Source organism: Burkholderia puraquae (assembly GCF_002099195.1).
In the GTDB taxonomy this organism is placed as follows: domain Bacteria; phylum Pseudomonadota; class Gammaproteobacteria; order Burkholderiales; family Burkholderiaceae; genus Burkholderia; species Burkholderia puraquae.
In genome coordinates, this window is sequence record NZ_NBYX01000017.1 from 135200 (window position 1) to 158370 (window position 23171).

A 23171-nucleotide genomic window follows, 5' to 3' on the forward strand; every position below is an offset into this window, starting at 1 on the left:
GGAGAAAGGCATGCAATTCGACAAGCGCGCCTGGCTCGACAAGATCAAGCAGATGTTCGCGGGCTTCGACCGCCCGCTCGCCCTCATCGTGTTCCTGCTGCTGTGCGTCGGCATCGTCACGCTGTACAGCGCGGCGATCGACATGCCGGGCCGCGTCGAGGATCAGCTGCGCAACATCCTGCTGACGTTCGTGCTGATGTGGGTGATCGCCAACATCCCGCCAACGACGCTGATGCGCTTCGCGGTCCCGCTCTACACGTTCGGGGTTGCGCTATTGGTCGCGGTCGCACTGTTCGGGATGACCAAGAAGGGCGCGAAGCGCTGGCTGAACGTCGGTGTCGTGATCCAGCCGTCGGAAATCCTCAAGATCGCGACACCGCTGATGCTCGCGTGGTACTACCAGCGCCGCGAAGGCGGGCTGCGCTGGTACGACTTCATCGCCGCATTCGGGATCCTGCTGGTGCCGGTCGGGCTGATCGCGAAACAGCCCGACCTCGGCACGGGCCTGCTCGTGTTCGCGGCCGGCTTCTTCGTGATCTACCTCGCCGGCCTGTCGTTCAAGCTGATCGTGCCGGTGCTCGTCGCGGGCGTGATCGCGGTCGGCTCGATCGCCGTGTTCGAAGAACGCATCTGCCAGCCCGAAGTGCAGTGGCCGCTGATGCACGATTACCAGAAGCACCGCGTGTGTACGCTGCTCGATCCGACCTCCGACCCGCTCGGCAAGGGCTTCCACACGATCCAGGCCGTGATCGCGATCGGCTCGGGCGGCGTGCTCGGCAAGGGCTACCTGAAAGGCACGCAGGCGCACCTCGAATTCATTCCGGAGAAGCACACCGACTTCATCTTCGCGGTGTTCTCGGAGGAATGGGGGCTCGTTGGCGGGCTCGTGCTGCTGACGCTGTACATGGCGCTGATCGCGCGCGGGCTCTACATCGCCGCGCAGGGCGCGACGCTGTTCGGCCGCCTGCTCGCGGGCTCGCTCACGCTCGCGTTTTTCGTCTATGCGTTCGTCAACATCGGGATGGTGAGCGGCGTGCTGCCGGTCGTCGGCGTGCCGCTGCCGTTCATGAGTTACGGCGGCACCGCGCTCACGACGCTCGGCATCGCGATCGGGATGATCATGAGCGTCGGGCGGCAGCGGCGGCTGATGAAGAGCTGACCGCGCGACACGCATCGCATCAGGAAAAACGGCGCCTCGGCGCCGTTTTTTTCGACCACGCATGCCGAACGCAGCCCCGCCGCGAGGTGCAGCCCCGCTCACGGCGGCGGCGCGTGCGCCCCGCCTGGCTCCGCACCGACGCCCGATGCCGGCCCCTGCGCCTTCAGCCGCGCGCTCAGTTCCTTGAATTTCAGCCCGGCCGTTTCGTCGCCCTGCGCGGCCGCCGCCGCGTAATACGCCCGTGCGATGTTCAGGTTCTGCGCGACGCCATCGCCGCCGCGCTCGTAGAACGACGCGGTCACGTACTGCGCGGTCGGCTCGCCCGCGTCGGCGGCCTGCTTGTACCACGCGAACGCCTGCCGGTTGTCGCGCGGCGTGCCGCGCCCGTCGAGGAACTGGTTCGCGAGCGACAGCTCGGCCTGCACATGCCCCTGCCTGGCCGCCCGCAGGAACCAGCGATGCGCTTCGCCCGGATTGCGCGCGACGAACTCGCCGTCGTCGAGCATCCGTCCGTACACATACTGCGCATGCGACATGTTCGCGTCGGCCGCGCGCTTCAGCCAGCGCACCCCTTCGTCGACGTTCGCCGTCACGCCTTCGCCCGTCAGCAGCATCATCGCGTAGTTGAATTGCGCGAGACGGTCGCCGCGTTCGGCCGCGTCGTGGAACTGCACCAGCGCCGCGCGGTAGTCGCCGGCGTTGTAGTCGGCGACCGCCGATTGCGTCTCGTGCGACGGATCGGGCTTCGCTTGCGGCGCGCCCTGCGCGGCGGCCGCGATACACACGACCCACAGGCCGAGCATCGCGCCGAGCCGCCCGCGCACCCCGATCCCGCCCTGCGCGCGCCCGCGGCACGCGCCGTTGCCACCGTTCATGACCGCACCTCCTGCAGCGCCTGCCGCGTTGCGCGCAACAGCCAGCTGACGTCGGCCGACAGCGTGATCATCCGGTACCCAGCCTCGCGATACCGGCGCGCGGCCGCCGTATCGCCCGCGAAGATGCCGACCGCGACGCCGGCCTGCCGGCCGGCCGCGAGCACACGCGCCATCGCGGTTTCGACATCCGGGTGACGGATGTCGCCGAGATGCCCGAGGCTCGCCGCGAGATCGGCCGGGCCGACGAACAGGCAGTCGACGCCCGGCAGCGCCGCAATCCGCTCGACTTCGTCGACGCCACGCGCCGATTCGATCTGCACGATCACCGCGACCTGTGCGTTCGCCGTCTGCACGTAATCGCGGCGCATCCCGAACGCCGCTGCGCGTACCATGCCCGCGACGCCGCGCAGCCCGTCCGGCGATTCAGGCGACGGATAGCGCGTCAGCCGCACCGCGTGCGCGGCGTCGTCGAGCGTCTCGATACATGGAAACATCAGCGTGCGCGCACCCGCATCGAGCGCACGCTTCACGAGCCACGGCTCGCGCGCCGGCACGCGCACGACGGGTTCGGTCGGCAGGTGCGCGGCGGCGATCGCGCGCAGCTGCGATGCCACATCGCGACTGTCGTTCGGCGCGTGCTCCATGTCGATGCAGAGCCAGTCATAGCCGGCATGCGCGAGCGCTTCCGCGGCCGAGTCGCTGCCGAGCGACAGCCACAGGCCGTATAGCGGATCGTCGCCGTCGCGCAGGCGTTGTTTGAGGGAATTGGTGAGCGTGCTCATCGATACGGCCTCCTGGACGGAACGGCAATCGAACGGGACAAGCAACGGGCGAAGCGGAGCGTGACACGCCGGGCTGCGAAGCACGACGGCACCAGGACCGGGCCCTGGAACGTTGGTCGGCCATGAGCGGCCGATCTGACAGCGCCGGCCACGCGTTCGCGCATGGCAGCGTTGTTCGGCGCCACGCAACGATCATAGCGCGGCGTTACGCGGAATGTGGGAACGGACGGGAAGCGCGGCGGGACGAGGCCGCGGGGAGCGGCGTCAGGCAGCCCGCGCCGGCCGGCGGGGCTGCCGGGAAGGCGGGATCAGCGGCCGGGCTGGCGCTCGACGTCGGCCCAGCAGTTCGGCGTTTCGTACAGGCGCACGCGCTCGAGCCGCAGGTTCACGCCGTAGTGTGCGTCGTACACGTTCGCGAGGATGTCGAACGCGATCGCCGCGAGGTTCTCGACGGTCGGGATCCGGTCGATCACGACCGTCTTGTGGTCGGCCATCTGCTCGAGGAACGAGCGCACGACCTCGTCGCGCGCATAGACCAGGAACGCGTGGTCCCACTTGCCGACCAGGTGCTCCATCGCGAGCGCCTTCACGTCGGCGAAATCCATCACCATGCCGCGGTCGGGCGCCCCCTCGGTATCGACGAGATCGCCGCGCAGCGTGACTTCGAGCACATAGCGATGGCCATGCAGGTTCCGGCACTGGCTGCGGTGATCGGGAATGCGGTGGCCCGCGTCGAATTCGAGTTTTCGGGTAATCAGCACGATGTCAAAAGCCGGGGCTCAGGGAATGTTCAGATATTTGTGGGTCTGCATCGACAGCCGCCACTGCGGATGTCGCTTGCACCAGTCGATCGCGAGCTTCGTATTGAGGTCGCGCGACGGGCCGTCCATCGGCTGGACGAGGAAATACTCGAAGTCGAGCTTCGCGTAGTCGGCCAGCCGCTGGTTGTCCTGCGGGATCACGACCTTCAGCTCGTTGCCCTTCGTGACGACGAGCGGCGCATCGGCCTTCGGGCTCACGCAAATCCAGTCGATCGATTCCAGCACCGGCAGCGAGCCGTTGGTCTCGATCGCGATCTCGAAGCCGGCCGCGTGCAGCGCGTCGACGAGCGGCTGGTCGAGCTGCAGCATCGGCTCGCCGCCCGTGCAGACGACGAAGCGGTGCGCCTCGCCCTCCGGCCACAGGCCAGCGATCGTCGCGACGAGCGCTTCGGCGTCCTTGAACTTGCCGCCATTCTCGCCGTCGGTGCCGACGAAGTCGGTATCGCAGAAGCGGCACACGGCGTCCGCACGATCCTCTTCGCGGCCCGACCACAGGTTGCAGCCGGCGAACCGGCAGAACACGGCCGGCCGGCCCGCGTTTGCGCCCTCGCCCTGCAACGTGTAGAAAATTTCCTTGACCGCGTAAGTCATCGTCCTTCGTCCGGCTCGCGCCGCTCGTTATCGATCAGAATCCGTTATCCATCCAGCGCTGCCGGCGCACCCGCGTCACAGCGGCGCTTCGGTCACCCGCTCGCCCTTCAGGTAGGCCTCGTAGCCCCGCTTGCGCAGCTTGCAGGCCGGGCATTCGCCGCAGCCGAAGCCCCAGTCGTGCAGTTCCGCGCGCTCGCCCACGTAGCACGTGTGCGTCTCGACGCGGATCAGTTCGACGAGCGCTTCGCCGCCGAGCTGTTCGGCGAGCTGCCAGGTTTGCGCCTTGTCGAGCCACATCAGCGGCGTCTCGAGCACGATACGCGTGTCCATCCCGAGGTTCAGCGCGACCTGCAGCGCCTTCATCGTGTCGTCGCGGCAGTCGGGGTAGCCCGAGAAATCGGTCTCGCACATCCCGCCGACCAGCACGCGCAGCCCGCGGCGATAGGCGATCGCCGCGGCGATCGTCATGAACATCAGGTTGCGGCCCGGCACGAACGTGTTCGGCAGGCCGTTCGCCGCCGTCTCGATCTCGATCGTGCGCGTCATCGCGGTATCGCTGATCGCGCCGAGCACCGTCAGGTCGATCATGTGATCGTCGCCGAGCCGGTCCGACCATGCGGAAAACTCGCGCTTCAGCGCTTCGCGCACGCCTTCGCGACATTCGAGCTCGACGCGGTGGCGCTGGCCATAATCGAAGCCGAGCGTCTCGACTGTCTGGTAGCGTTCGAGGGCCCATGCCACGCACGTGGCCGAGTCCTGCCCGCCGGAAAACAACACGAGCGCGCCGTCTTTAGCGTCTGTCCGAATCACCGTGATACTCCGTGAATGTGTAGGCTCGCGTCGCGCTGCGCCCCGGGGCCGGCTGCCGCCGGGCGGCCCGACGCGTGCCGGCCTGGGCCGGCTCGACCAGTATAGGCAGCGCAATCGGCCGCGAACGCGGCGGAGCGCTTATACCGCCCATCGCGCGGCATCGTTGCCGCGCGCCACGGCGGCACCACGCTGGCAGCCTGCCGTGCGCATGAAGCGATGCGCTAAGTCATTGAGCGGACACGGATTTTATCATGCCCTCACGAATGCCGCCGGGCACGCGCCCATGACGCAAACCTCACCACAAACGAAAAACCCCAAGAACCTTCCGATTCTTGGGGTTTTAATTCTGGTGGCCTGGGACGGAATCGAACCATCGACACGCGGATTTTCAATCCGCTGCTCTACCAACTGAGCTACCGGGCCAACGAAGAAGAGAAAGTATATCCACCCTTCGTTACTTGATCAAGTGTTTTCGCAAAATATTTTATACGGCGCCTTCGGGCGGCTTCTTGCCGAGCTCGACACCGAGCTGCTTGAGCTTGCGATACAGGTGCGTGCGCTCGAGGCCCGTCTTCTCCGCGACGCGCGTCATGCTGCCGTTTTCGCGCGCGAGGTGATACTCGAAGTACGCCCGTTCGAACGCATCGCGCGCTTCGCGCAACGGGATGTCGAACGGGATCGCGGCCGTCTGGCCCGCGAGGCCGAGTGCCGAAGCCATGTCGTCGCCGAGCGTCGGCAGCGCGGCTGCGGACGCGACTGCCGCGGGCCCCGCCGCCTGCCCTGCGCCGGCCTTCGCTGCCGCGTTCGCGGACACCGGCGCCGCGCCGCGTGCGAGACCGTGCTCGACGGACTTCAGCAGCTTCTGCAGTGCGATGGGCTTCTCGAGGAAATCGAGTGCGCCGATCTTCGTCGCCTCGACGGCCGTATCGATCGTCGCGTGCCCGGACATCATGATCACGGGCATCGTCAGCAGCCCCTGCGCCGCCCACTCCTTGAGCAACGTCACGCCGTCGGTATCGGGCATCCAGATATCGAGCAGCACGAGATCGGGCGCCTGATTCAACCGGTATTCCCGCGCGGCCTGCGCGTTCTCCGCTGCCTCGACGACATGTCCTTCATCGCTGAGGATCTCCGAGAGCAATTCCCGGATGCCCATTTCATCATCTACCACCAGGATGGTTGCCATTTACGCTGCCTTTGTCTGCTCACTTGCTTTTGTCTTGGCGGGAGCCGTCCCGTCCTGCACGCCCGATTCGGCGCCTGGCGCATCGCTCGCCATCTGCAGGAACAGGATCGACACCTGCGCACCCTCGACGGTCTCGCCGTGCATGCGATTGCGCAGATCGATCCGCGCACCGTGCTCATCGACGATTTTCTTGACCGTGGCCAACCCCAGCCCCGTGCCCTTCGCCTTCGTCGTCACATAAGGCTCGAACGCGCGGGTCAGGATGCGCGCCGGAAAACCGGGCCCGTTGTCGGACACGGTAAGACGTACCGCGACGCGCGTTTTGCCCTCGGCGTCGGGATCGCCATATTCTACTGTCTTGGTTTCGATCAACACACGCGGATGCGCTGACTCCGCGACCGAATCCTGCGCATTCTGCAGCAGGTTGTGAATCACCTGGCGCAGTTGCGTCGCGTCACCGCGTATCACCGGCAGCGACGGCGCGAGCTCGGCGACGATCGCGCTCTTGCCTTCGCCCACCCCATACAGCCCGAGCACCTCGCTCGCCAGTTCGTTCAACTGCAGGTTCGCGAGCACCGCCGGCGGCGTGCGCGCGTATTCGCGGAAATCGTCGACCATCCGCTTCATCGCGGCCACCTGATTGACGATCATCGTCGCGCCACGCTTGAGCACGTCGGCGTCGGACGGCGCGAGCTTGTCGGACAGCTTCATCTGCAGCCGCTCCGCCGACAGCTGAATCGGCGTCAGCGGATTCTTGATCTCGTGCGCGAGCCGGCGCGCGACCTCGCCCCACGCGACCGAACGCTGCGCGGAAATCACGTCGGAGATGTCGTCGAACACGACAACATAACCGGACGTCTGCGGATCGTCGGCCTGCCCCTCGACCGTCGACACGAGGCGCGTGCCGCGCACGAGCAAAGTCAGCGGATCGGCTTCGCCCGGCACCTCGATCGCGAACTGCTGCTGCCAGTGGCCACGATCGCCGCGGCCGCCGTCGGACGCGGCCTCACGATCGGCGAACGCCTTGCGCACCATCGCGCCGAACCCGGCGGCCACGCCGATCTGGTCGAGCGTCGTGCCGATCAGCGCGTTGAACGGCTGCCGGAAGATCCGCTCGGCGCCGCGATTGGCCGTCGTCAGCCGGAACTGGCGGTCGAGCACGAACACGCCGGCCGTCAGGTTCGCGAGGATGCTCTCGAGATACGTCTTCGAATGCTCGAGCGCGACGCGGTTCTTCTCGACCGCGAGCCGCGCCTCGGACAACTGGCGCGTCATCGCATTGAACGACTGCGTGAGGAAGCCGAGCTCGTCGCGCGTCTTGATCTCGCGCTTCGGCGTGTAGTCGCCTTCCGTGACTTCCTTCGTGCCCTGCGCGAGCAGGAACAGCGGCCGTGCGAGCTGCTGGCCGAGCGCAAGCGCGAGCATCATCGCAATGAAGGTCGCAAGGAACAGCGCGAGCGTCAGCGTGCCGATGTACATCTTGCGCAGCCCCGTGCGGCCGAGCGACTTTTCCTGGTACTCGCGATACGCGCGCTGCACGGCGTCCGCGTTGTGGGCAAGCGTGGGCGGCACCGGCTGCGTGAGCTGCAGGAAGCGTTCCGCCGGCTGCAGCAGCGACGTCGTTGCATCGGGGATCGGCCGCACAACGCGCAACCTCAGCGCGCCCTTCGCGCCGTGTGCGCGCGGGTCGCCGTCGACCTCGCCTTCGATCGCCGCGTACGCGCCGTGTTCGCGCGCCTGGTTCAGAATCAGCGGCGTCGGCAAGTCGTCCGGAATCAGCGCGGCGAAATTGCCCGACGCCTGCGCGACGATGTGCAGGTCGGGGGCCGCACCCGAGCCGCCACGGCTCGGCTCGATGATCGTCGCGTCCTGCACGCCGAACTGGTCGCGCAGCCGCAGCAGCGTGAGCGTCGTGCCGTTCGTGTTCGCATCGACGCTCGCGAGCTGGTCGGACATCAGCCGCGCCTTCGTCTGCAGATCGGACAGCGAAGCATCGAGCATCCCGCGGCCGAGGTTCAGGCCGGCCGTCAGCGCCGTCTCGACGTTCACGTCGAACCACGACTCGATGCTGCGCGACACGAACTGGTACGACACGATGTAGATGATCCCGCCCGGCACCACGCCGACGAGCGCGAAGAACACCGCGAGCTTCGCGAGCAGCCGCGTACCGAACTTGCCCTTCCTCAGGCGCACGACGATCATCCCGATCAGCCCGAGCACCACCAGCAGGAACACGAGTGCGACGACGATGTTCGTCGCGTACAGCCACGAATAGTAGCGGTCGAAGAATTCGGTATTCGCGCTCGCGGCCGCGAGCAGCACGAGCAGCAGCAGCGCAGTGAGCGCGACGGTCGAAACGATCACGCGAATGAGGAGGCTCTTCCCGCTGGCCGCGCGGCGCACTTTATTTAGCACGTTCGGTCACCGTGAAGTTGAAGCGCTTCCAGTCCGACCCGAGCGTCCAGTCGCGATTGTTCACGGCGTCGACCTGGAACGGCTTCGGCATCAGCGCCGTATCGAGCTGCATCCGCACCGATGCCGTGTAGGTTTCGCCCGGGCGCACCTGGTTGCGGTCGATCACGTGCCACGACGTGATGTGCCTGACGACCGCGAGCGCGTCCTTCAGCGACGGGAAGCCGAGCTGCAGGCCGCCCGTCGACACGCGATACTCGCGCGTGAGCGGCTGGAACGACAGGCGGATCGTCTGCGTCACCGCCACCGGCTGCTCGTCGAACCAGTACCAGCGCGCACGGCTCAACTCGAAATCGGTCGTGAAATAAAGCGGGATGCCCTTGTTGACGGCATCCTCGAGGTTCGGGTTCAGCTCGAAATCGAAGCGGGCATCGAGGGCCCAGCCGCTTCCGTCGGCCTGGAGCGACGCGCGCTGCACGGCAATCGACTCGGCATGCGCCGGCCGGACGACGGCCAGGCACAGCGTCAACGCGACCATCAGGACGGCCGCGAGCCGAAGTGGAAAAAGGTGTTTGATCGTCACCGTTTCTGAAACCGCGCGTAGAAAAATCCGTCGTGATCGGTGTTCTGGTCGAGTGCGCCGGCTGCCGCCCCTCCCTGCACTCCGCCCGGCAGCAGCTGGCCGGGGGCGTCCAATCGTACCGCATCTTCACAGGCCGCTTCAAACCAGCGGGCTTGCAATTCGCCTTCTTCGGGGAAGACCGAACAGGTCACGTAAAGCAGTTCGCCGCCCGGCTTCACGAGCGGCCACAACGCCGACAGGATGCGGCGCTGTTCCGAGACGAGCGCCGGGATGTCGGCCTCGCGGCGCAGCCAGCGAATGTCGGGGTGCCGGCGCACGATGCCGGACGCCGAGCACGGCACGTCGGCCAGGATACGATCGAACGGGCGCCCGTCGTACCACGCGTCGGGCGCGCCTGCATCGCCGACGCGCACGTCCGCTTCGAGCGACAGCCGCACGAGGTTCTCGCCGATCCGTGCCGCGCGCGCGGCGTCGCTTTCCAGCGCGACGACTTCCGCATCGGCGAGTTCGAGAATATGGCCGGTCTTGCCGCCGGGCGCCGCGCACGCATCGAGCACGCGCATGCCGTCACGTGCGCCGAGCCATTCGGCCGCGAGCTGCGCACCCGCGTCCTGCACCGACACGACGCCGTCGGCAAACCCCGGAATGCGATCGACCGGCAGTGCCGACGCGAGCCGCACCGCATGCCGGCCGATCACGGTCGCTTCGATTCCGCTCGCCCGCAGCGTATCGAGATACGCGTCGACGCTCGCGCGGCGCGCATTCACGCGCAGCGTCAGCGGCCCCTGGCGCTCGCCGGCCGCGAGGATCGCCTGCCATGCGTCAGGCCATGCGCGCTTCACCGAATCGACCCACCACGCGCGGTAGTTCCAGCGCGCGACGACATCGTCCTGCAGCGCCGCGACAAGCGCGTCGCGCTCGCGCAGGAAACGGCGCAGCACCGCGTTGACCATCCCCTTCGCGAACGCGCATTCGCGGCGGGCGCCGATCACGGTCACGGCCTGGTCGACTACCGTGAACGGCGAATACGCGGCGGCGTCCGCCGGGTCGAGCAGCAGCGCGAACGCACCGGCAAGTACCGCGTGCACGTGCGCGGACGGTGCCTTGCTGACGAGCCGGCCGATCAGCCAGTCTGCGCTGCCGAGGCGGCGCATCGTCCGGTACGCGACGTCCTGCGTCGCCCCGCGCGCGAGTGCCTGCGTACCGGACGCCATCTGCGCGAATACCGCCGAGAGTGCCGCCGGCAGCGCGGTGCCGCGCCGCACTGCAGCGACCGCCTGCGCAGCCGCGTCGAGTGCGAAGCCGAGCGAATCGGGCGCGAGATGCAGCGCGGACAGGCGCGCCGGGCGGCCGGAAGAAGACGGAGCGGTAGAACGGGTTCGTGTCATCGGAGCAAATTCGGCAAACAGGCACAGCAAACAAATGCGGCAAACGGCGGGATCGCGGCGCTCGCTTCGCCCCTGCGATCCCAAACCGGGCATTGTAGCGTGCGACGCCGCAGCCCCTTTGGCCCCTTTACGGCGCGCGCAAATGAAACACCCCGCAGCGCGAAGCGTGCGGGGTGGCGTGGCAGCCCCCCGTGCGGCAATTGCCGCACGGTGTGCCCTGGATTAGTCGAAGCGGCCGGTACGCGCCATCTCCATCAGGCGCGCGATGCGCTCCTCGGTGGCCGGGTGCGTCGAGAAGAGGTTCTGCAGGCCGCCACCGTGCAGCGGGTTCATGATCATCATCTGCGCGGTGGCCGGATGCTGCTCGGCTGCCTGGAACGGGATGCCCGCTGCATAGCGATGGATCTTGTCGAGCGCGGTCGCGAGCGACTGCGGATCGCCGGAAATCTGCGCGCCGCCGCGGTCGGCCTCGAACTCGCGGGCCCGCGAAATCGCCATCTGGATCAGCGCGCCGGCGATCGGCGCGAGCAGCGCGACCGCGATACCCGCGATCGGGTTGGCCGGCCGGCCGTTCTCGTCGCGCCCGCCGAAGAACATCGCGAAGTTCGCGATCGCCGAGATCGCGCCCGCCATCGTCGCGGTGATCGTCGAGATCAGGATGTCGCGGTGCTTCACGTGCGCGAGCTCATGCGCCATCACGCCGCGCATCTCGCGCTCCGACAGCACGCGCAGGATGCCCGTCGTCGCGGCGACCGCCGCATGCTCGGGATTGCGGCCCGTCGCGAACGCGTTCGGCGCATCCTCGTTGATCAGGTAGACGCGCGGCATCGGCAGGTTCGCGCGCGTGGCCAGCTCGCGCACCATCCGGTAGAACTGCGGCGCGGTGTTCTCGTCGACCTCCTGCGCGTTGTACATGCGCAGCACCATCTTGTCGGAGAACCAGTACGAGAAGAAATTCATGCCGAGCGCGAACAGCAGCGCGATCGTCATGCCGCGCGAGCCGCCGATCATCCCGCCGATCACGATGAACAGGGCCGTGATCGCGGCCATCAGCATCGCCGTTTTGACCCAATTGAACATACCCACTCCTTATCCGTCAGGGGACCCGCCGCGCATCACAGGACGCGGCGGAAAATTGTAAGCGATTTGTTAGATAAGGTCTTGCCGGAAAAATTCAATCTCAGCGTTGCGATGTTGCAAGACGAAGGCCGAGGCCGACGAAAGCGCTGCCGACCGTGCGGTCGAGCCACTTCCTGACGCCCGGTTTGCCGGAAAAGCGCTCCGTGACACTGCCCGCAACCCAGGCAACGACGCTGGTCCACACCGTGCTCATCGCGACGAATACGCCGCCGAGGGTCAGGAACGCCCATGCCTTGTGCGGGCTGTCGGCCGACACGAACTGCGGGAAGAACGACACGAAGAACAGCACCACCTTCGGGTTCAGCACGTTGGTCCAGAAGCCCTGCATGAACAGCTGGCGCAGCGGCTTCGCGCCTTGCGTGGCCGCCGTGCCCGACGGCTCGGCCGCCTGCTTCGCGATGATCATCCGCACGCCGAGGTAGATCAGGTAGGCGGCACCGACCAGCTTGATCACCGTGAATGCGGCAGCCGATGCCGCGAGCAGCGCGGTCAGGCCGAATGCGCAGGCGAGTGCGTGAACGCAGCAGCCGGCCGAAATGCCAAACGCCGACATCAGCCCCGCGCCACGGCCCTGCGCGACGCTGCGGCCGACGATATAGGCCGTATCGGGGCCGGGCGTGACGTTCAGCAGGAAGACTGCCAGCACGAAGAAACCGAAATGGGTGATGCCGAACATGAAAACCTCGAAACCGGAGAGCGCAGGGAAATTCTACGCGCGCCTGCCGCGCCGCGCGACTCGGCCATCCGGCCGATTGCGCACGCCCGGCAGGCCGGGTCGAATGGCGGTCAGGCCGCTTCAGGCAACGTCATTCAGCGCGAAACGCTGGCCCGCGACGAGCGGGGAGCCAGCCAGAAATTCACGGGCGGGCAGCCGCTTGCCGCCCGGCTTCTGCAACTGCGTGACGCGCAGCGCACCGCTGCCGCACGCGACGACCACGCCTTCCGGCGCGGCTTCGACGATCGTGCCGGGCGCTGCTTCGCCGCGCGCCGCCACGGGCTCGGCCGCCCACAGCTTGATCGCCGCGCCGTCGAGCGTCGCGACGCCGCCCGGGAACGGATCGAACGCACGCACCTGGCGCGCGAGCACGTCGGCCGGCTTGCGCCAGTCGAGCGCCGCTTCGTGCTTGCCGATCTTTTCCGCATAGGTCACGCCGTCGGCCGGTTGCGGCGTCGCCGGCAGCACGCCGTCGCGCTCGAGCTGCACGAGCGCGTCGACGATCAGTCGCGCGCCTTCGGCAGCGAGCCGGTCGTGCAAGGTCGCGGTCGTCTCGTCGGGCGCAATTGCGACACGCGCCTCCTCGATCATCGCGCCGGTGTCGAGGCCGATGTCCATCTGCATCAACGTGACGCCCGTCTCGGCGTCGCCGGCTTCGATCGCGCGGTGGATCGGCGCGGCGCCGCGCCAGCGCGGCAACAGCGATGCATGAATGTTGATGCAGCCGTTGCGGGGAATGTCGAGCACTTCCTGCGGCAGCAGCAGGCCGTACGCGGCGACCACCATCACGTCATGCGGGGTCGTGCGCAGCAGCTCGATCGCGTCGGCCGCCTCCGCCGGGTACTTGCCCGCGCGGCGCAGCGACGGCGGCTGCGCGACGGGCATCCCGTGCTCGACGGCGTAGCGCTTCACCGCGCTCGCCTGCAGTTTCATCCCGCGCCCGGCAGGGCGATCGGGCTGGGTGAGCACGAGCGGCACCGGAAAACCGGCCTCGTGGATCGCGGCAAGGGCGGCCGCGGCAAATTCCGGCGTGCCGGCGAAAACTACGCGCAACGTATGGGTCATGACAGCATTCGGGGTCGGGCAGGGTGAGCGCGCGTCACATCGCGCGTTCGAGTTTCTTCATCTTCGTCTTGATGCGCGTCTGCTTGAGCGGCGACAGGTATTCGACGAACACGCGCCCCATCAGGTGATCCATCTCGTGCTGGACGCACACGGCCAGCAGGCCCTCGCAGTCGAGCTCGAAGGTCTCGCCCTGCTCGTTGAGCGCGCGCACGCGCACGTGATCGGGACGCTCGACTTCGTCGTAGATGCCGGGCACCGACAGGCAGCCCTCTTCATAGATCTGCTTCGCATCGCTCGACCACACGATCTCGGGGTTGATGAACGCGCGCAGCTCGTTCTTCTCCTCGGAGACGTCGATCACGATCACGCGTTCGTGCACGTCGACCTGCGTGGCCGCAAGGCCGATGCCCGGCGCCGCGTACATGGTCTCGGCCATGTCGGCGACGAGCTTGCGGATCCGGTCGTCGACCTTGTCGACGGGCTTCGCGACCTTGTGCAGCCGCTTGTCGGGGTAATGAAGAATATTGAGTAAAGCCATGGCGTTCGGTAATCGGTGAAGCGGCGTGCCGCATCGGCCATCCGGCCAGCTGGCGCCGCCGCCGGGATGCAATGAAGATGAGGCGGACGCGCGGCGAATCAATGCCGCGGATCATGCCCCCTGCAATTGGCCGGGCGCCTGCGCGCGCGGCCCTGTCGAGTATTTCGGATGATGAAAATTTTATCATGGCGCCACGCGGTCCGCTGGCCACCGCATTCGAGGGGCGCCTCATGTCGCCGCAAGCGCTGACCACCTCCGCCGTGCGCGCGTGGCTGCAGCTCGCGCATGCGCCCGGCCTCGCCCCCGCCGTGCTGGAAGCACTGCTCGATGCGTTCGGCTCGCCGGACGCGCTGCTACGCGCGTCCGGCCAGGCCATCGCCGCCGTCACCAGCCCCGCCGCTGCCCAGGCCGTGCGCGCGAGCGAGCGCGGCGATCTCGACGCGCGCACCGACACCGTGCTCGCCTGGCTCGACGCGCCGGGCAATGTGCTCGTCACGCTCAACGATCCGGCCTACCCGCCGCGGCTGCGCGACCTGCACGATCCGCCACCGCTGCTATATGTAAAGGGCCGGCTCGACCTGCTGCACGCACGCTGTCTCGCCGTGGTCGGCAGCCGTCACGCGACGCCGCAAGGGCTCGCCGACGCGACACGCTTCGCACGCGAGCTGTCCGACGCCGGGCTTCCGATCGTGTCGGGCCTCGCGCTCGGGATCGACGGCGCCGCGCATCGCGGCGGGCTCGACGGCCGGTCGGGCACGGTCGCGGTGATCGCGACCGGCGCCGATCTCGTCTATCCGGCGCGGCACTGCGCGCTCGCCCACGAAATCGCCGCACGCGGCGCGATCGTGTCGGAATGGCCGCTCGGCACGCCGGCCCGCGCCGCGCACTTCCCGCAGCGCAACCGGCTGATCGCCGCGCTCGCGATCGGTGCGCTCGTCGTCGAGGCCGCGCCGCGCTCCGGCTCGCTGATCACCGCGCGGCTCGCGAACGAACTGGGGCGCGATGTGTTCGCGATGCCGGGGTCGATCCACGCGCCGCTCGCGCAGGGCTGCCATGCACTGATCCGCGACGGCGCGAAGCTGACGGCGACGCCGCTCGACGTGCTCGAGGAATACGGGCTGGGCGAACCGAATACCGGCGTGGCGGGCGGTGCGGCGTGCTCCGGGCATCGGGGCGCGAACGCTGGCGACATCCGCGAAACCACGGCCGCCATTCAGCGCGCCGCCGCCAGCGGCACACAAACTGGCGACGCCGTTCCGGCCACCGCGCCCGCCCCGGCCGAAGCACCGTCGTCGGCGCCACAGCTGCCCGGCAGCCCGTCCGAACAGGCCCTGCTTGCCGCATTGGGATACAGCCCCGTCACCTACGAATGGCTCGCCGAGCACAGCGGCCTGTCCGACGACGTGCTGCACCGCACGCTGCTTGCACTGGAACTGGCCGGCCGCGTCGCCAGCCTCCCCGGCGGGCGCTTCGCGCGGCTTGACGCAGCGCGCACCCCGCCCGTGCACGGCGTGCTACATTCCCCCGCATAGGGGCGGCCACGCCGCCGACGCTACCCAAGGAAATCCATGCCCGCGCTGAATCTCGACACCGATGCGGATCGGATCGCCGAGCGCCTCGCCGATCCCGGCACGTTGCTCGTCGCCTGCCTGTGCGCCGAGTGGTGCGGCACGTGCCGCGACTACCGGACAGCCTTCGACCAGCTCGCCGACGCACATCCGGACGCCTGCTTCGCCTGGATCGACATCGAAACGCATGCCGACCAGCTCGACGATCTCGACGTCGAGAACTTCCCGACGATCCTGATCGAAGATACCCACACCGCACGCTTCTTCGGCACGGTGCTACCGCACGCGGCGATCGTCGAGCGGATGCTGTCCGACCTGAGTGCAGTACCCGGTGCGCCGCACGCACCGAAATTGCGCAACGTCCTGGCCGTCGAAGCCTGAATTTCGCGAGCCGGCCCGGTGGTTTTGCGCGCGTTTGCGCACCCTGCTGCGCCGGGCGCTTGCCGCCGTTGCAGCCCCCCTCTATGATGAGCCGCTTTTTGCACGCTGAGCCGCCGTCACTGCGGCGTGTGCTATAAAGCGGTCGTAAAAGGGACCCACAACCGGCGAACCCGGTCTACCAACACACACCTGTCATGTCCAAAGCACTGATCATTGCGGAAAAGCCTTCTGTCGCGAACGACATCGCACGCGCTTTGGGCGGCTTTACCAAGCATGACGAGTATTACGAAAGCGACGATTTCGTCCTTTCGTCCGCTGTCGGCCACCTGCTGGAAATCGCCGCCCCGGAAGAGTACGAGGTCAAGCGCGGGAAATGGAGCTTCGCGCATCTGCCCGTTATCCCCCCGCATTTCGACCTGAACCCGATCGCAAAAAGCGAGTCGCGCCTCAAAGTGCTCACCAAGCTGTTGAAGCGCAAGGATGTCGACCGCCTGATCAACGCATGCGACGCGGGGCGCGAGGGCGAGCTGATTTTCCGCCTGATCGCACAGCACGCGAAGGCGAAGCAGCCGGTCCAGCGCCTGTGGCTGCAGTCGATGACGCCGCAGGCGATCCGCGACGGCTTCGCGAACCTGCGCAGCGACGCGGACATGCTGCCGCTCGCCGACGCCGCACGCTGCCGCTCGGAAGCCGACTGGCTCGTCGGGATCAACGGCACCCGCGCGATGACCGCGTTCAACAGCAAGGGCGGCGGCTTCTTCCTGACCACCGTCGGCCGCGTTCAGACGCCAACGCTGTCGATCGTCGTCGAACGCGAAGAGAAAATCCGCCGCTTCATCCCGCGCGACTATTGGGAAGTGAAGGCCGAATTCGCGTGCGCGGGAGGCTTCTACGAAGGCAAGTGGTACGACCCGAAATTCAAGCGCGACGAATTCGATCCGGAAAGACGCGACTCCCGCCTGTGGAGCCTGCCGGCTGCCGAAACGATCGTCGCCGCGTGCCGCGACCAGGTCGGCACGGTCTCCGAGGAATCGAAGCCGTCGACGCAACTGTCGCCGCTGCTGTTCGACCTGACGAGCCTGCAGCGCGAAGCGAACAGCCGCTTCGGCTTCTCCGCGAAGAACACGCTCGGCCTCGCGCAGGCGCTGTATGAAAAGCACAAGGTGCTGACCTACCCGCGTACCGACGCGCGAGCACTGCCGGAAGACTATCTGTCGACGGTTCAGTCCACGCTCGAGATGCTCAAGGAGAGCAACAACTACCTGCCGCATGCAAAGCAGGTGCTCGACAAGGGCTGGGTGAAGCCGAACAAGCGGATCTTCGACAACTCGAAGATCAGCGACCACTTTGCAATCATCCCGACGCTGCAGGCACCGAAGTCGCTGTCCGAGCCGGAGCAGAAGCTGTACGACATGGTCGTGAAGCGCTTCCTCGCCGTGTTCTTCCCTGCCGCCGAATTCCGCGTCACGACGCGGATCACCGAAGTCGCCGGCCATCATTTCAAGACCGAAGGCAAGGTGCTCGTCGAGCCGGGCTGGCTGCAGGTGTACGGCCGCGACGCCGAAGGCGCGGATGCGAACCTCGTGCCGGTGCAGAAGGACGAGAAGGTGAAGACGGACGAAATCGCCGCCGTCGCGCTCGTCACGAAGCCGCCCGCACGCTATTCGGAAGCGACGCTGCTGTCCGCGATGGAAGGCGCGGGCAAGCTCGTCGAGGACGACGAACTGCGCGAAGCGATGGCCGCGAAGGGCCTCGGCACGCCGGCCACGCGCGCGGCGATCATCGAAGGCCTGCTCGGCGAGAAATACCTCGTGCGCGAAGGCCGCGAGCTGATCCCGACCGCGAAAGCGTTCCAGCTGATGACGCTGCTGCGCGGGCTCGGCGTGAAGGAACTGACCGCGCCCGAACTCACCGGCGAATGGGAATACAAGCTGTCGCAGATGGAGCGCGGCAACCTCGGGCGCGAAGCGTTCATGCAGGAAATCGCCCGCATGACGCAGCAGATCGTCAAGCGCGCGAAGGAATACGATTCCGACACGATCCCCGGCGACTACGCGACGCTCGAGACGCCGTGCCCGAACTGCGGCGGCCAGGTGAAGGAAAACTACCGCCGCTTCGCGTGCACGAAGTGCGAGTTCTCGATCTCGAAGATTCCGGGCAGCCGGCAGTTCGAGATCGCAGAGGTCGAGGAGCTGCTGCGAGAGAAGACGATCGGACCGCTGTCCGGCTTCCGCAGCAAGATGGGCCGCCCGTTCTCGGCGATCCTCAAGCTGTCCTTCGACGACGAGACGAAGAACTACAAGCTCGAGTTCGATTTCGGCCAGGACCAGGGCGGCGAAGAAGGCGAAGCGCCCGACTTCTCCGCTCAGGAGCCGGTCGGCGCATGCCCGAAGTGCAAGGGCCGCGTGTTCGAGCATGGGATGAGCTACGTGTGCGAGCACTCGGTGGCCAACCCGAAGACCTGCGACTTCCGCTCGGGCAAGGTGATCCTGCAGCAGGAAATCACGCGCGAGCAGATGGGCAAGCTGCTCGCCGACGGCCGCACGGATCTGCTGCCGAGCTTCAAGTCGTCGCGTACGGGCCGCAACTTCAAGGCATTCCTCGTGAAGCAGCCGGACGGCAAGATCGGCTTCGAGTTCGAGAAGAAGGAGCCGAAGGCCGCCGCCGCGAAGAAGACGGCAAAATCGGCGACGAAGGATGCCGAAACCGTGACGGAAGGCGCCGAAGAGAAACCGGCACCGGCTCGCAAGACCGCTGCCAAGACCGCGACCAAGACGGCCGCTCGCAAAACGACGGCGCGCAAGACCGGCTCGTAACGACCGGGACACCGGGGCTTCCCCCGGCGCATCCGGCTCCGGCAGGCAGCCATAAAAAAACGCGGATCGATTGCTCGATCCGCGTTTTTTCTTTGTGCCGGGGCAACCGCCGCCCGGCCGTCGCGCCCGTTACAGCGGCGACGGCGCCGCGACGCGCGTGCGCGTCGAACGCGGCAGGCGCGGCGACAGGTTCGGGTCGGCCGCTTCCGGCTGCTCGGCACGCGTCTCGACACCGATCGGCGCGAGCGCAGAACTCTGCGCGGCCCACTGCTCGCCCATCGTCGCGTCGGTCGAGTGGCTGAAATACTCGACGAGGTGGTCGATGAACGTGCGCACCTTCGCGGGCAGATGGCGCCGGCTCGGGTAAGCGATGTTGATCTCGACCTGCGGCAGCCGGAAATCCGGCAGCAGCCGCACGAGCGCGCCGCGCGCGATGTCGCCGCCGATCAGGTAGCTCGGCAGGATCGCGACACCCATCCCGAGCAGCGCGAACTGGCGCAGCATCGCGGTGTTGTTCGCGACGATCACGTTGGTCGGGCGCACGCGCACTTCGCCGTCCGGCCCCGTGAACACGCGCTCGTCGCCCCAGTATTCGTTCGGCAGGCTCAGGCTCGGGTGTGCGGCGAGATGCTCCGGATGGGTCGGCACGCCGTGCTTCTCCAGATAGCTCGGCGTCGCGCACACGGTCATGCAGCCGGTGGTCAGGCGCCGCGTGACGATGCTCGCGCTGCGCATCTGGCGCGTGACGACAATGCCGACGTCGAAGCCTTCCTCGACGAGATCGACCTGCCGGTCGACCAGCGTGAGATCCGGTACCACTTTCGGGAAATTCTCCGTGTACGACTGCAACACGGGCGCGAGGTTATGCAGGCCGAACACGACCGGCGCAACGATGCGCAACGTGCCGACCGGCTCGTGATTGCGCGCAACGACCATCTGCTCGACGTCCTCGAGCTCGTCGAGGATCTGGCGAGCACGCTCCAGATAGACCTGGCCTGATTCCGTCAGGGAAAGGCTGCGCGTGGTGCGGTTCAGCAAACGCGTGCCGAGCCGGCCTTCCAGATCGGCGACGTGACGCGTCGCGACCGCGTTGGAGATATCCATTGCACTCGCGGCCCGCGCAAAACTGCCGAGATCTGCAACCTTGACGAACACGCGCATCGACTGCAAATGATCCATAAACGACTCCTGCCGCTGTTACAACTTCAAAAAGATGAAGCAAATGCGTAATTCTCCTACGACAGCGGAAATGATGCAGAGTTGCTCAACAAGGCCCCCGTTGACGATAAAAATAGTCAAAAATCCTCGCCCTCTGCGGATAGTTGATCCAATTATTCTGATTGGAGCAACAATTGGGTGAACCTCGTCGAGTAATCGGCCGAATCAGGAAGGACGTATTTGATGCGACACAACAGCGCACCCTTCCGCCCGTCGCGCAAACGGCGCCGGGTCAGGCTGCCGCCAATTGCGGCGGAGCGTAACAACCTGTTAAAAAGACACCATGAAGGCGGCCGACGTAGCATCATGTCGGCCCCGGCCGGGCGGGACGGGTGCGCGACGTGCGCCGCCGCCACCGCCGCCGCTTTCAACGCGCGACACCCGCTCACCATGAAAATTGCCATCCTCGACGACTACCAGGACGCCGTCCGCAAGCTCAACTGCTTCGAGATGCTTGCCGACCACGACGTGAAGGTCTTCAACAATACGGTGCGCGGATTGGGGCAGCTCGCCAGCCGTCTGGCGGAAGTCGAGGCGCTCGTGCTGATTCGCGAACGGACCCCGATTTCGTCGCAACTGCTCGCCAAGCTGCCGAACCTGCGCATGATCAGCCAGACCGGCCGTATTTCGAGCCACATCGATCTCGAAGCCTGTACCGACCGCGGCATCGCGGTGCTCGAAGGCACGGGTTCGCCGGTTGCCCCCGCCGAGCTGACCTGGGCGCTCGTGATGGCCGCCCAACGCCGCATTCCGCAGTACGTCGCGAACCTGAAGCAAGGTGCCTGGCAGCAGTCGGGCCTGAAGACGTCGGCCATGCCGCCGAACTTCGGCCTCGGCCAGGTGCTGCGCGGCCAGACGCTCGGCATCTGGGGCTACGGCAAGATCGGCCGGCTCGTCGCCGGCTACGGCAAGGCGTTCGGGATGAATGTGCTGATCTGGGGCCGTGAGCATTCGCTCGAGGCCGCGCGCGCCGACGGCTATACGGCCGCGGAAAGCCGCGAAGCGCTGTTCGAGCAGAGCGACGTGCTGTCGCTGCACCTGCGCATGCATGACGACACGCGCGGGATCGTGAAGCAGGAAGACCTGATGCGGATGAAGCCGACGTCGCTGCTCGTCAACACGAGCCGCGCCGAGTTGCTCGAGGAAAATGCACTGGTCAACGCGCTGTCGCACAACCGTCCGGGGATGGTCGCGATCGACGTGTTCGAGAGCGAGCCGATCCTGCAGGGCTACAGCCTGCTGCGGATGGAAAACGTGATCTGCACGCCGCACATCGGCTATGTCGAGCGCGAAAGCTACGAGCTCTACTTCAGCGCGGCATTCAGGAACATCCTGGCGTTCGACCAGGGCGACATGTCGAGCGTCGTCAACCCCGAAGCGCTGACGCCGCGCCGCGTGCGCTGAGCGACGCGGGCCGCGCCCGCCGCGCGGCCCTGCTTCCCGCCTTCAGGCGGCCACACGGCCGCCCGTCATCGCGCCGACGCACGTGAGGAAATGCTCACCGTCGCGCCGCCCGAGGTCGTATGCATGCCGCATCTGCGACGGGCTCGTGTAATCCCAACTCGAAATCGGCACCTTGCTCGACGGCTGGACGTACAGCCGCCGCTGCTCGCCATGCGCGACCGTGAACATCTGCGGGCGCGGATACAGCCGGGTGACGAGCACCAGCACGTCACCCGGTGTCGGGTCGAGCGCATCGACCGGCACGTTGTCGACCATCCCGCCGTCGAGCACGGGCCGGCCGCCGCGGCGCAGCACCGGCGTGAACGGCGGCGTGCAGGACGACTGCAGGATCAGGTCGGCGAGTTCGTCGACTCGCGTGCAGGCCTGCGCGCGCACGAATTCGGGCCGAAAGCCGAGCGTGCGCCCGAGTGTCGGGTGCAGCGTCTTGCGCACGTACTTCTCGATGTTGTACGCGACGAGGCCGGCGGCGACTGCGCTGCGCGCACCGAGCCAGCGCGGCACGTGCGACACGCCGATGCGGATCTCCGGCGCCGCGGCCAGCTTTGCGAACGGTTCGCCGTAGATATCGAGCAGTGCCTGACGGTAAATCCGGTAATGCGGAAACACGGGCTCGCGCCCGAACAGGTTGCCCCAGTACGCGTTCTTCCGGTTGTGGCGCAGCGCCGCTTCGTAATAGCGCATCACCCAGGCAGCGTCGCGCGTATACAGCATGCACGCGGTCGCCGCGCCGGCCGAGATGCCGGTGATCACGCGCGGACGCAAGCCGAGCGCCGGCTGGGCGACGTCCCAGAAGCCGGCCTGCCACCAGCAGCGATTGCCGCCGCCCGCAAAGACGATCTGATCGAACATCGCGCCGCTCAGCTGACGAGCGCGTAAGTCGACGTCGCGTGCACGGCCATCTTGCCGTCTTCGTCGAACAGCTCGACTTCGCCGAATACGAGATTGCGGCCCATCCGCAGCACGCGCGCGGTGACGAGCACGTCACCCTTGCGCACGGGGCGCATGAAGTTCGTGTTCAACGATACGGTGGTCATCGGCCGGAATTCACCAAGCGCGGCCGAGATCGCGACCACCATCGCGGTGTCGGCGGCCGCCGTGAACACCTGGCCGCAGATCACGCCGCCCGAATGGCGGAATTCGCCGGAAAACGGGAGGCGCATCGTGACGCTGTCGTCGCCGATCGACACGGGAACCAGACCGAGCGAGCGGACCCAGGGGGCCAGCAGGCGATCCAGCAATTCGCGGACTGCGTTTTCGTCCATCTTCGGAAGCCCAGAAAGCGTTGCGCGACCGCCGCGCAACAGGTGTGGCGTCATCATACCGGGAGCAGGGAAACTGCGATCGCTCGTCATCGGGCCGACAGCGACCGTTGCCGCGACGAAATATTTTCAGGAAATGTGCAGAAAAGGCTTGCAAGGTCTGAAATACCCGTGCATAATCTTTCTTCTGTTGGGGGCGTTAGCTCAGTTGGTAGAGCAGCGGACTCTTAATCCGTAGGTCGAGTGTTCGAGTCACTCACGCCCCACCAGGAATTCCGAAGCCCGGTTAGCGAAAGCTAACCGGGCTTTTTCCTTTTCCGGCGCGCCGCGCCCCTGCCGCAATACGCCACCGCACGCCCGTTCCGCATCGTTTCCGCTAGAATCGTCCGACAAATATCAC

The 23171-nt window shown here is 66.9% G+C and carries 21 protein-coding genes and 2 tRNA genes; 6 read left to right on the top strand and 17 right to left on the bottom strand.

Annotation, left to right across the window (positions count from 1 at the left end; all coding sequences use genetic code 11):
• Window positions 1-10: 10 nt before the first annotated feature.
• Window positions 11-1159: a rod shape-determining protein RodA gene (gene rodA / locus B7G54_RS27595; protein WP_039353786.1), complete on the top strand. Its 1149-nt coding sequence runs from the start codon at window positions 11-13 to the stop codon at window positions 1157-1159.
• Window positions 1160-1257: 98 nt separating this feature from the next.
• On the opposite strand, the gene B7G54_RS27600 is transcribed toward rodA, so the two are convergent.
• From B7G54_RS27600 to def, 14 genes are all read right to left on the bottom strand, one after another.
• Complete coding sequence (locus B7G54_RS27600; protein WP_085041939.1) at window positions 1258-2034, bottom strand: tetratricopeptide repeat protein; 777 nt, start codon at window positions 2032-2034, stop codon at window positions 1258-1260.
• The gene (locus B7G54_RS27605) at window positions 2031-2816 is read right to left on the bottom strand and encodes an HpcH/HpaI aldolase family protein (RefSeq protein WP_085041940.1); all 786 of its coding nucleotides are present in this window, start codon (window positions 2814-2816) and stop codon (window positions 2031-2033) included. The genes B7G54_RS27600 and B7G54_RS27605 overlap by 4 nt, the downstream gene beginning before the upstream one ends.
• Window positions 2817-3124: 308 nt before the next feature.
• Window positions 3125-3577: a 6-carboxytetrahydropterin synthase QueD gene (queD, locus tag B7G54_RS27610; protein ID WP_021163975.1), complete on the bottom strand. Its 453-nt coding sequence runs from the start codon at window positions 3575-3577 to the stop codon at window positions 3125-3127.
• An 18-nt stretch (window positions 3578-3595) separates the two neighbouring features.
• Window positions 3596-4228: a 7-carboxy-7-deazaguanine synthase gene (queE, locus tag B7G54_RS27615; RefSeq protein ID WP_060062927.1), complete on the bottom strand. Its 633-nt coding sequence runs from the start codon at window positions 4226-4228 to the stop codon at window positions 3596-3598.
• 75 nt (window positions 4229-4303) lie between these two features.
• Window positions 4304-5038 carry a 7-cyano-7-deazaguanine synthase QueC gene (gene queC, locus B7G54_RS27620; RefSeq protein WP_085041941.1) on the bottom strand — a complete coding sequence of 245 codons (735 nt, stop codon included), beginning with the start codon at window positions 5036-5038 and terminating at the stop codon, window positions 4304-4306.
• Window positions 5039-5385: 347 nt separating this feature from the next.
• Window positions 5386-5461 (bottom strand) — tRNA-Phe (locus tag B7G54_RS27625).
• Window positions 5462-5522: 61 nt separating this feature from the next.
• Entirely contained in the window at window positions 5523-6224 is a 702-nt protein-coding gene (esaR, locus tag B7G54_RS27630; protein WP_085041942.1) for a response regulator transcription factor EsaR, read from the bottom strand.
• Window positions 6225-8639: a sensor histidine kinase EsaS gene (gene esaS, locus B7G54_RS27635; RefSeq protein WP_085041943.1), complete on the bottom strand. Its 2415-nt coding sequence runs from the start codon at window positions 8637-8639 to the stop codon at window positions 6225-6227.
• Entirely contained in the window at window positions 8629-9219 is a 591-nt protein-coding gene (locus B7G54_RS27640; protein WP_085041944.1) for a DUF4390 domain-containing protein, read from the bottom strand. Before B7G54_RS27640 ends, esaS begins: the two co-directional genes overlap by 11 nt.
• On the bottom strand, window positions 9216-10607 hold the full coding sequence (gene rsmB, locus B7G54_RS27645) for a 16S rRNA (cytosine(967)-C(5))-methyltransferase RsmB (protein ID WP_085041965.1): 1392 nt from the start codon (window positions 10605-10607) through the stop codon (window positions 9216-9218). The genes B7G54_RS27640 and rsmB overlap by 4 nt, the downstream gene beginning before the upstream one ends.
• A 222-nt stretch (window positions 10608-10829) precedes the next feature.
• Window positions 10830-11687: a zinc metalloprotease HtpX gene (htpX, locus tag B7G54_RS27650; protein ID WP_011353570.1), complete on the bottom strand. Its 858-nt coding sequence runs from the start codon at window positions 11685-11687 to the stop codon at window positions 10830-10832.
• Between the two features lie 100 nt (window positions 11688-11787).
• Window positions 11788-12423, bottom strand: a complete 636-nt coding sequence (locus tag B7G54_RS27655; RefSeq protein WP_085041945.1) for a LysE family translocator — start codon at window positions 12421-12423, stop codon at window positions 11788-11790.
• 120 nt (window positions 12424-12543) lie between these two features.
• Window positions 12544-13527 carry a methionyl-tRNA formyltransferase gene (fmt, locus tag B7G54_RS27660; RefSeq protein WP_085041946.1) on the bottom strand — a complete coding sequence of 328 codons (984 nt, stop codon included), beginning with the start codon at window positions 13525-13527 and terminating at the stop codon, window positions 12544-12546.
• Window positions 13528-13561: 34 nt separating this feature from the next.
• Entirely contained in the window at window positions 13562-14065 is a 504-nt protein-coding gene (gene def / locus B7G54_RS27665) for a peptide deformylase (protein ID WP_006477461.1), read from the bottom strand.
• A 185-nt stretch (window positions 14066-14250) separates the two neighbouring features.
• On the opposite strand from def, the gene dprA reads away from it, so the two are divergent.
• The 3 genes from dprA (at window position 14251) to B7G54_RS27680 (ending at window position 18830) form a co-directional block, all read left to right on the top strand.
• Complete coding sequence (gene dprA / locus B7G54_RS27670; RefSeq protein WP_244289441.1) at window positions 14251-15597, top strand: DNA-processing protein DprA; 1347 nt, start codon at window positions 14251-14253, stop codon at window positions 15595-15597.
• 36 nt (window positions 15598-15633) lie between these two features.
• Window positions 15634-16014, top strand: coding sequence for a thioredoxin family protein (locus tag B7G54_RS27675; RefSeq protein ID WP_011353575.1), 381 nt, complete (start codon window positions 15634-15636; stop codon window positions 16012-16014).
• Window positions 16015-16208: 194 nt separating this feature from the next.
• On the top strand, window positions 16209-18830 hold the full coding sequence (locus B7G54_RS27680; protein WP_085041948.1) for a DNA topoisomerase III: 2622 nt from the start codon (window positions 16209-16211) through the stop codon (window positions 18828-18830).
• Between the two features lie 129 nt (window positions 18831-18959).
• Here the strand turns inward: B7G54_RS27680 and B7G54_RS27685 are convergent, their stop codons facing one another.
• Complete coding sequence (locus B7G54_RS27685; RefSeq protein ID WP_085041949.1) at window positions 18960-20009, bottom strand: LysR family transcriptional regulator; 1050 nt, start codon at window positions 20007-20009, stop codon at window positions 18960-18962.
• Between the two features lie 429 nt (window positions 20010-20438).
• Here B7G54_RS27685 and B7G54_RS27690 point away from each other — a divergent pair, with 429 nt between their 5' ends.
• Entirely contained in the window at window positions 20439-21452 is a 1014-nt protein-coding gene (locus tag B7G54_RS27690; protein WP_085041950.1) for a D-2-hydroxyacid dehydrogenase family protein, read from the top strand.
• Between the two features lie 42 nt (window positions 21453-21494).
• On the opposite strand, the gene B7G54_RS27695 is transcribed toward B7G54_RS27690, so the two are convergent.
• Complete coding sequence (locus B7G54_RS27695; protein WP_085041951.1) at window positions 21495-22361, bottom strand: patatin-like phospholipase family protein; 867 nt, start codon at window positions 22359-22361, stop codon at window positions 21495-21497.
• An 8-nt stretch (window positions 22362-22369) separates the two neighbouring features.
• A complete protein-coding gene (locus B7G54_RS27700; protein ID WP_044847342.1) occupies window positions 22370-22774 on the bottom strand; it encodes a PaaI family thioesterase in 405 nt (134 codons plus the stop codon).
• Between the two features lie 190 nt (window positions 22775-22964).
• Here B7G54_RS27700 and B7G54_RS27705 point away from each other — a divergent pair.
• Window positions 22965-23040, top strand: a tRNA-Lys gene (locus tag B7G54_RS27705).
• Window positions 23041-23171 lie beyond the last annotated feature (131 nt).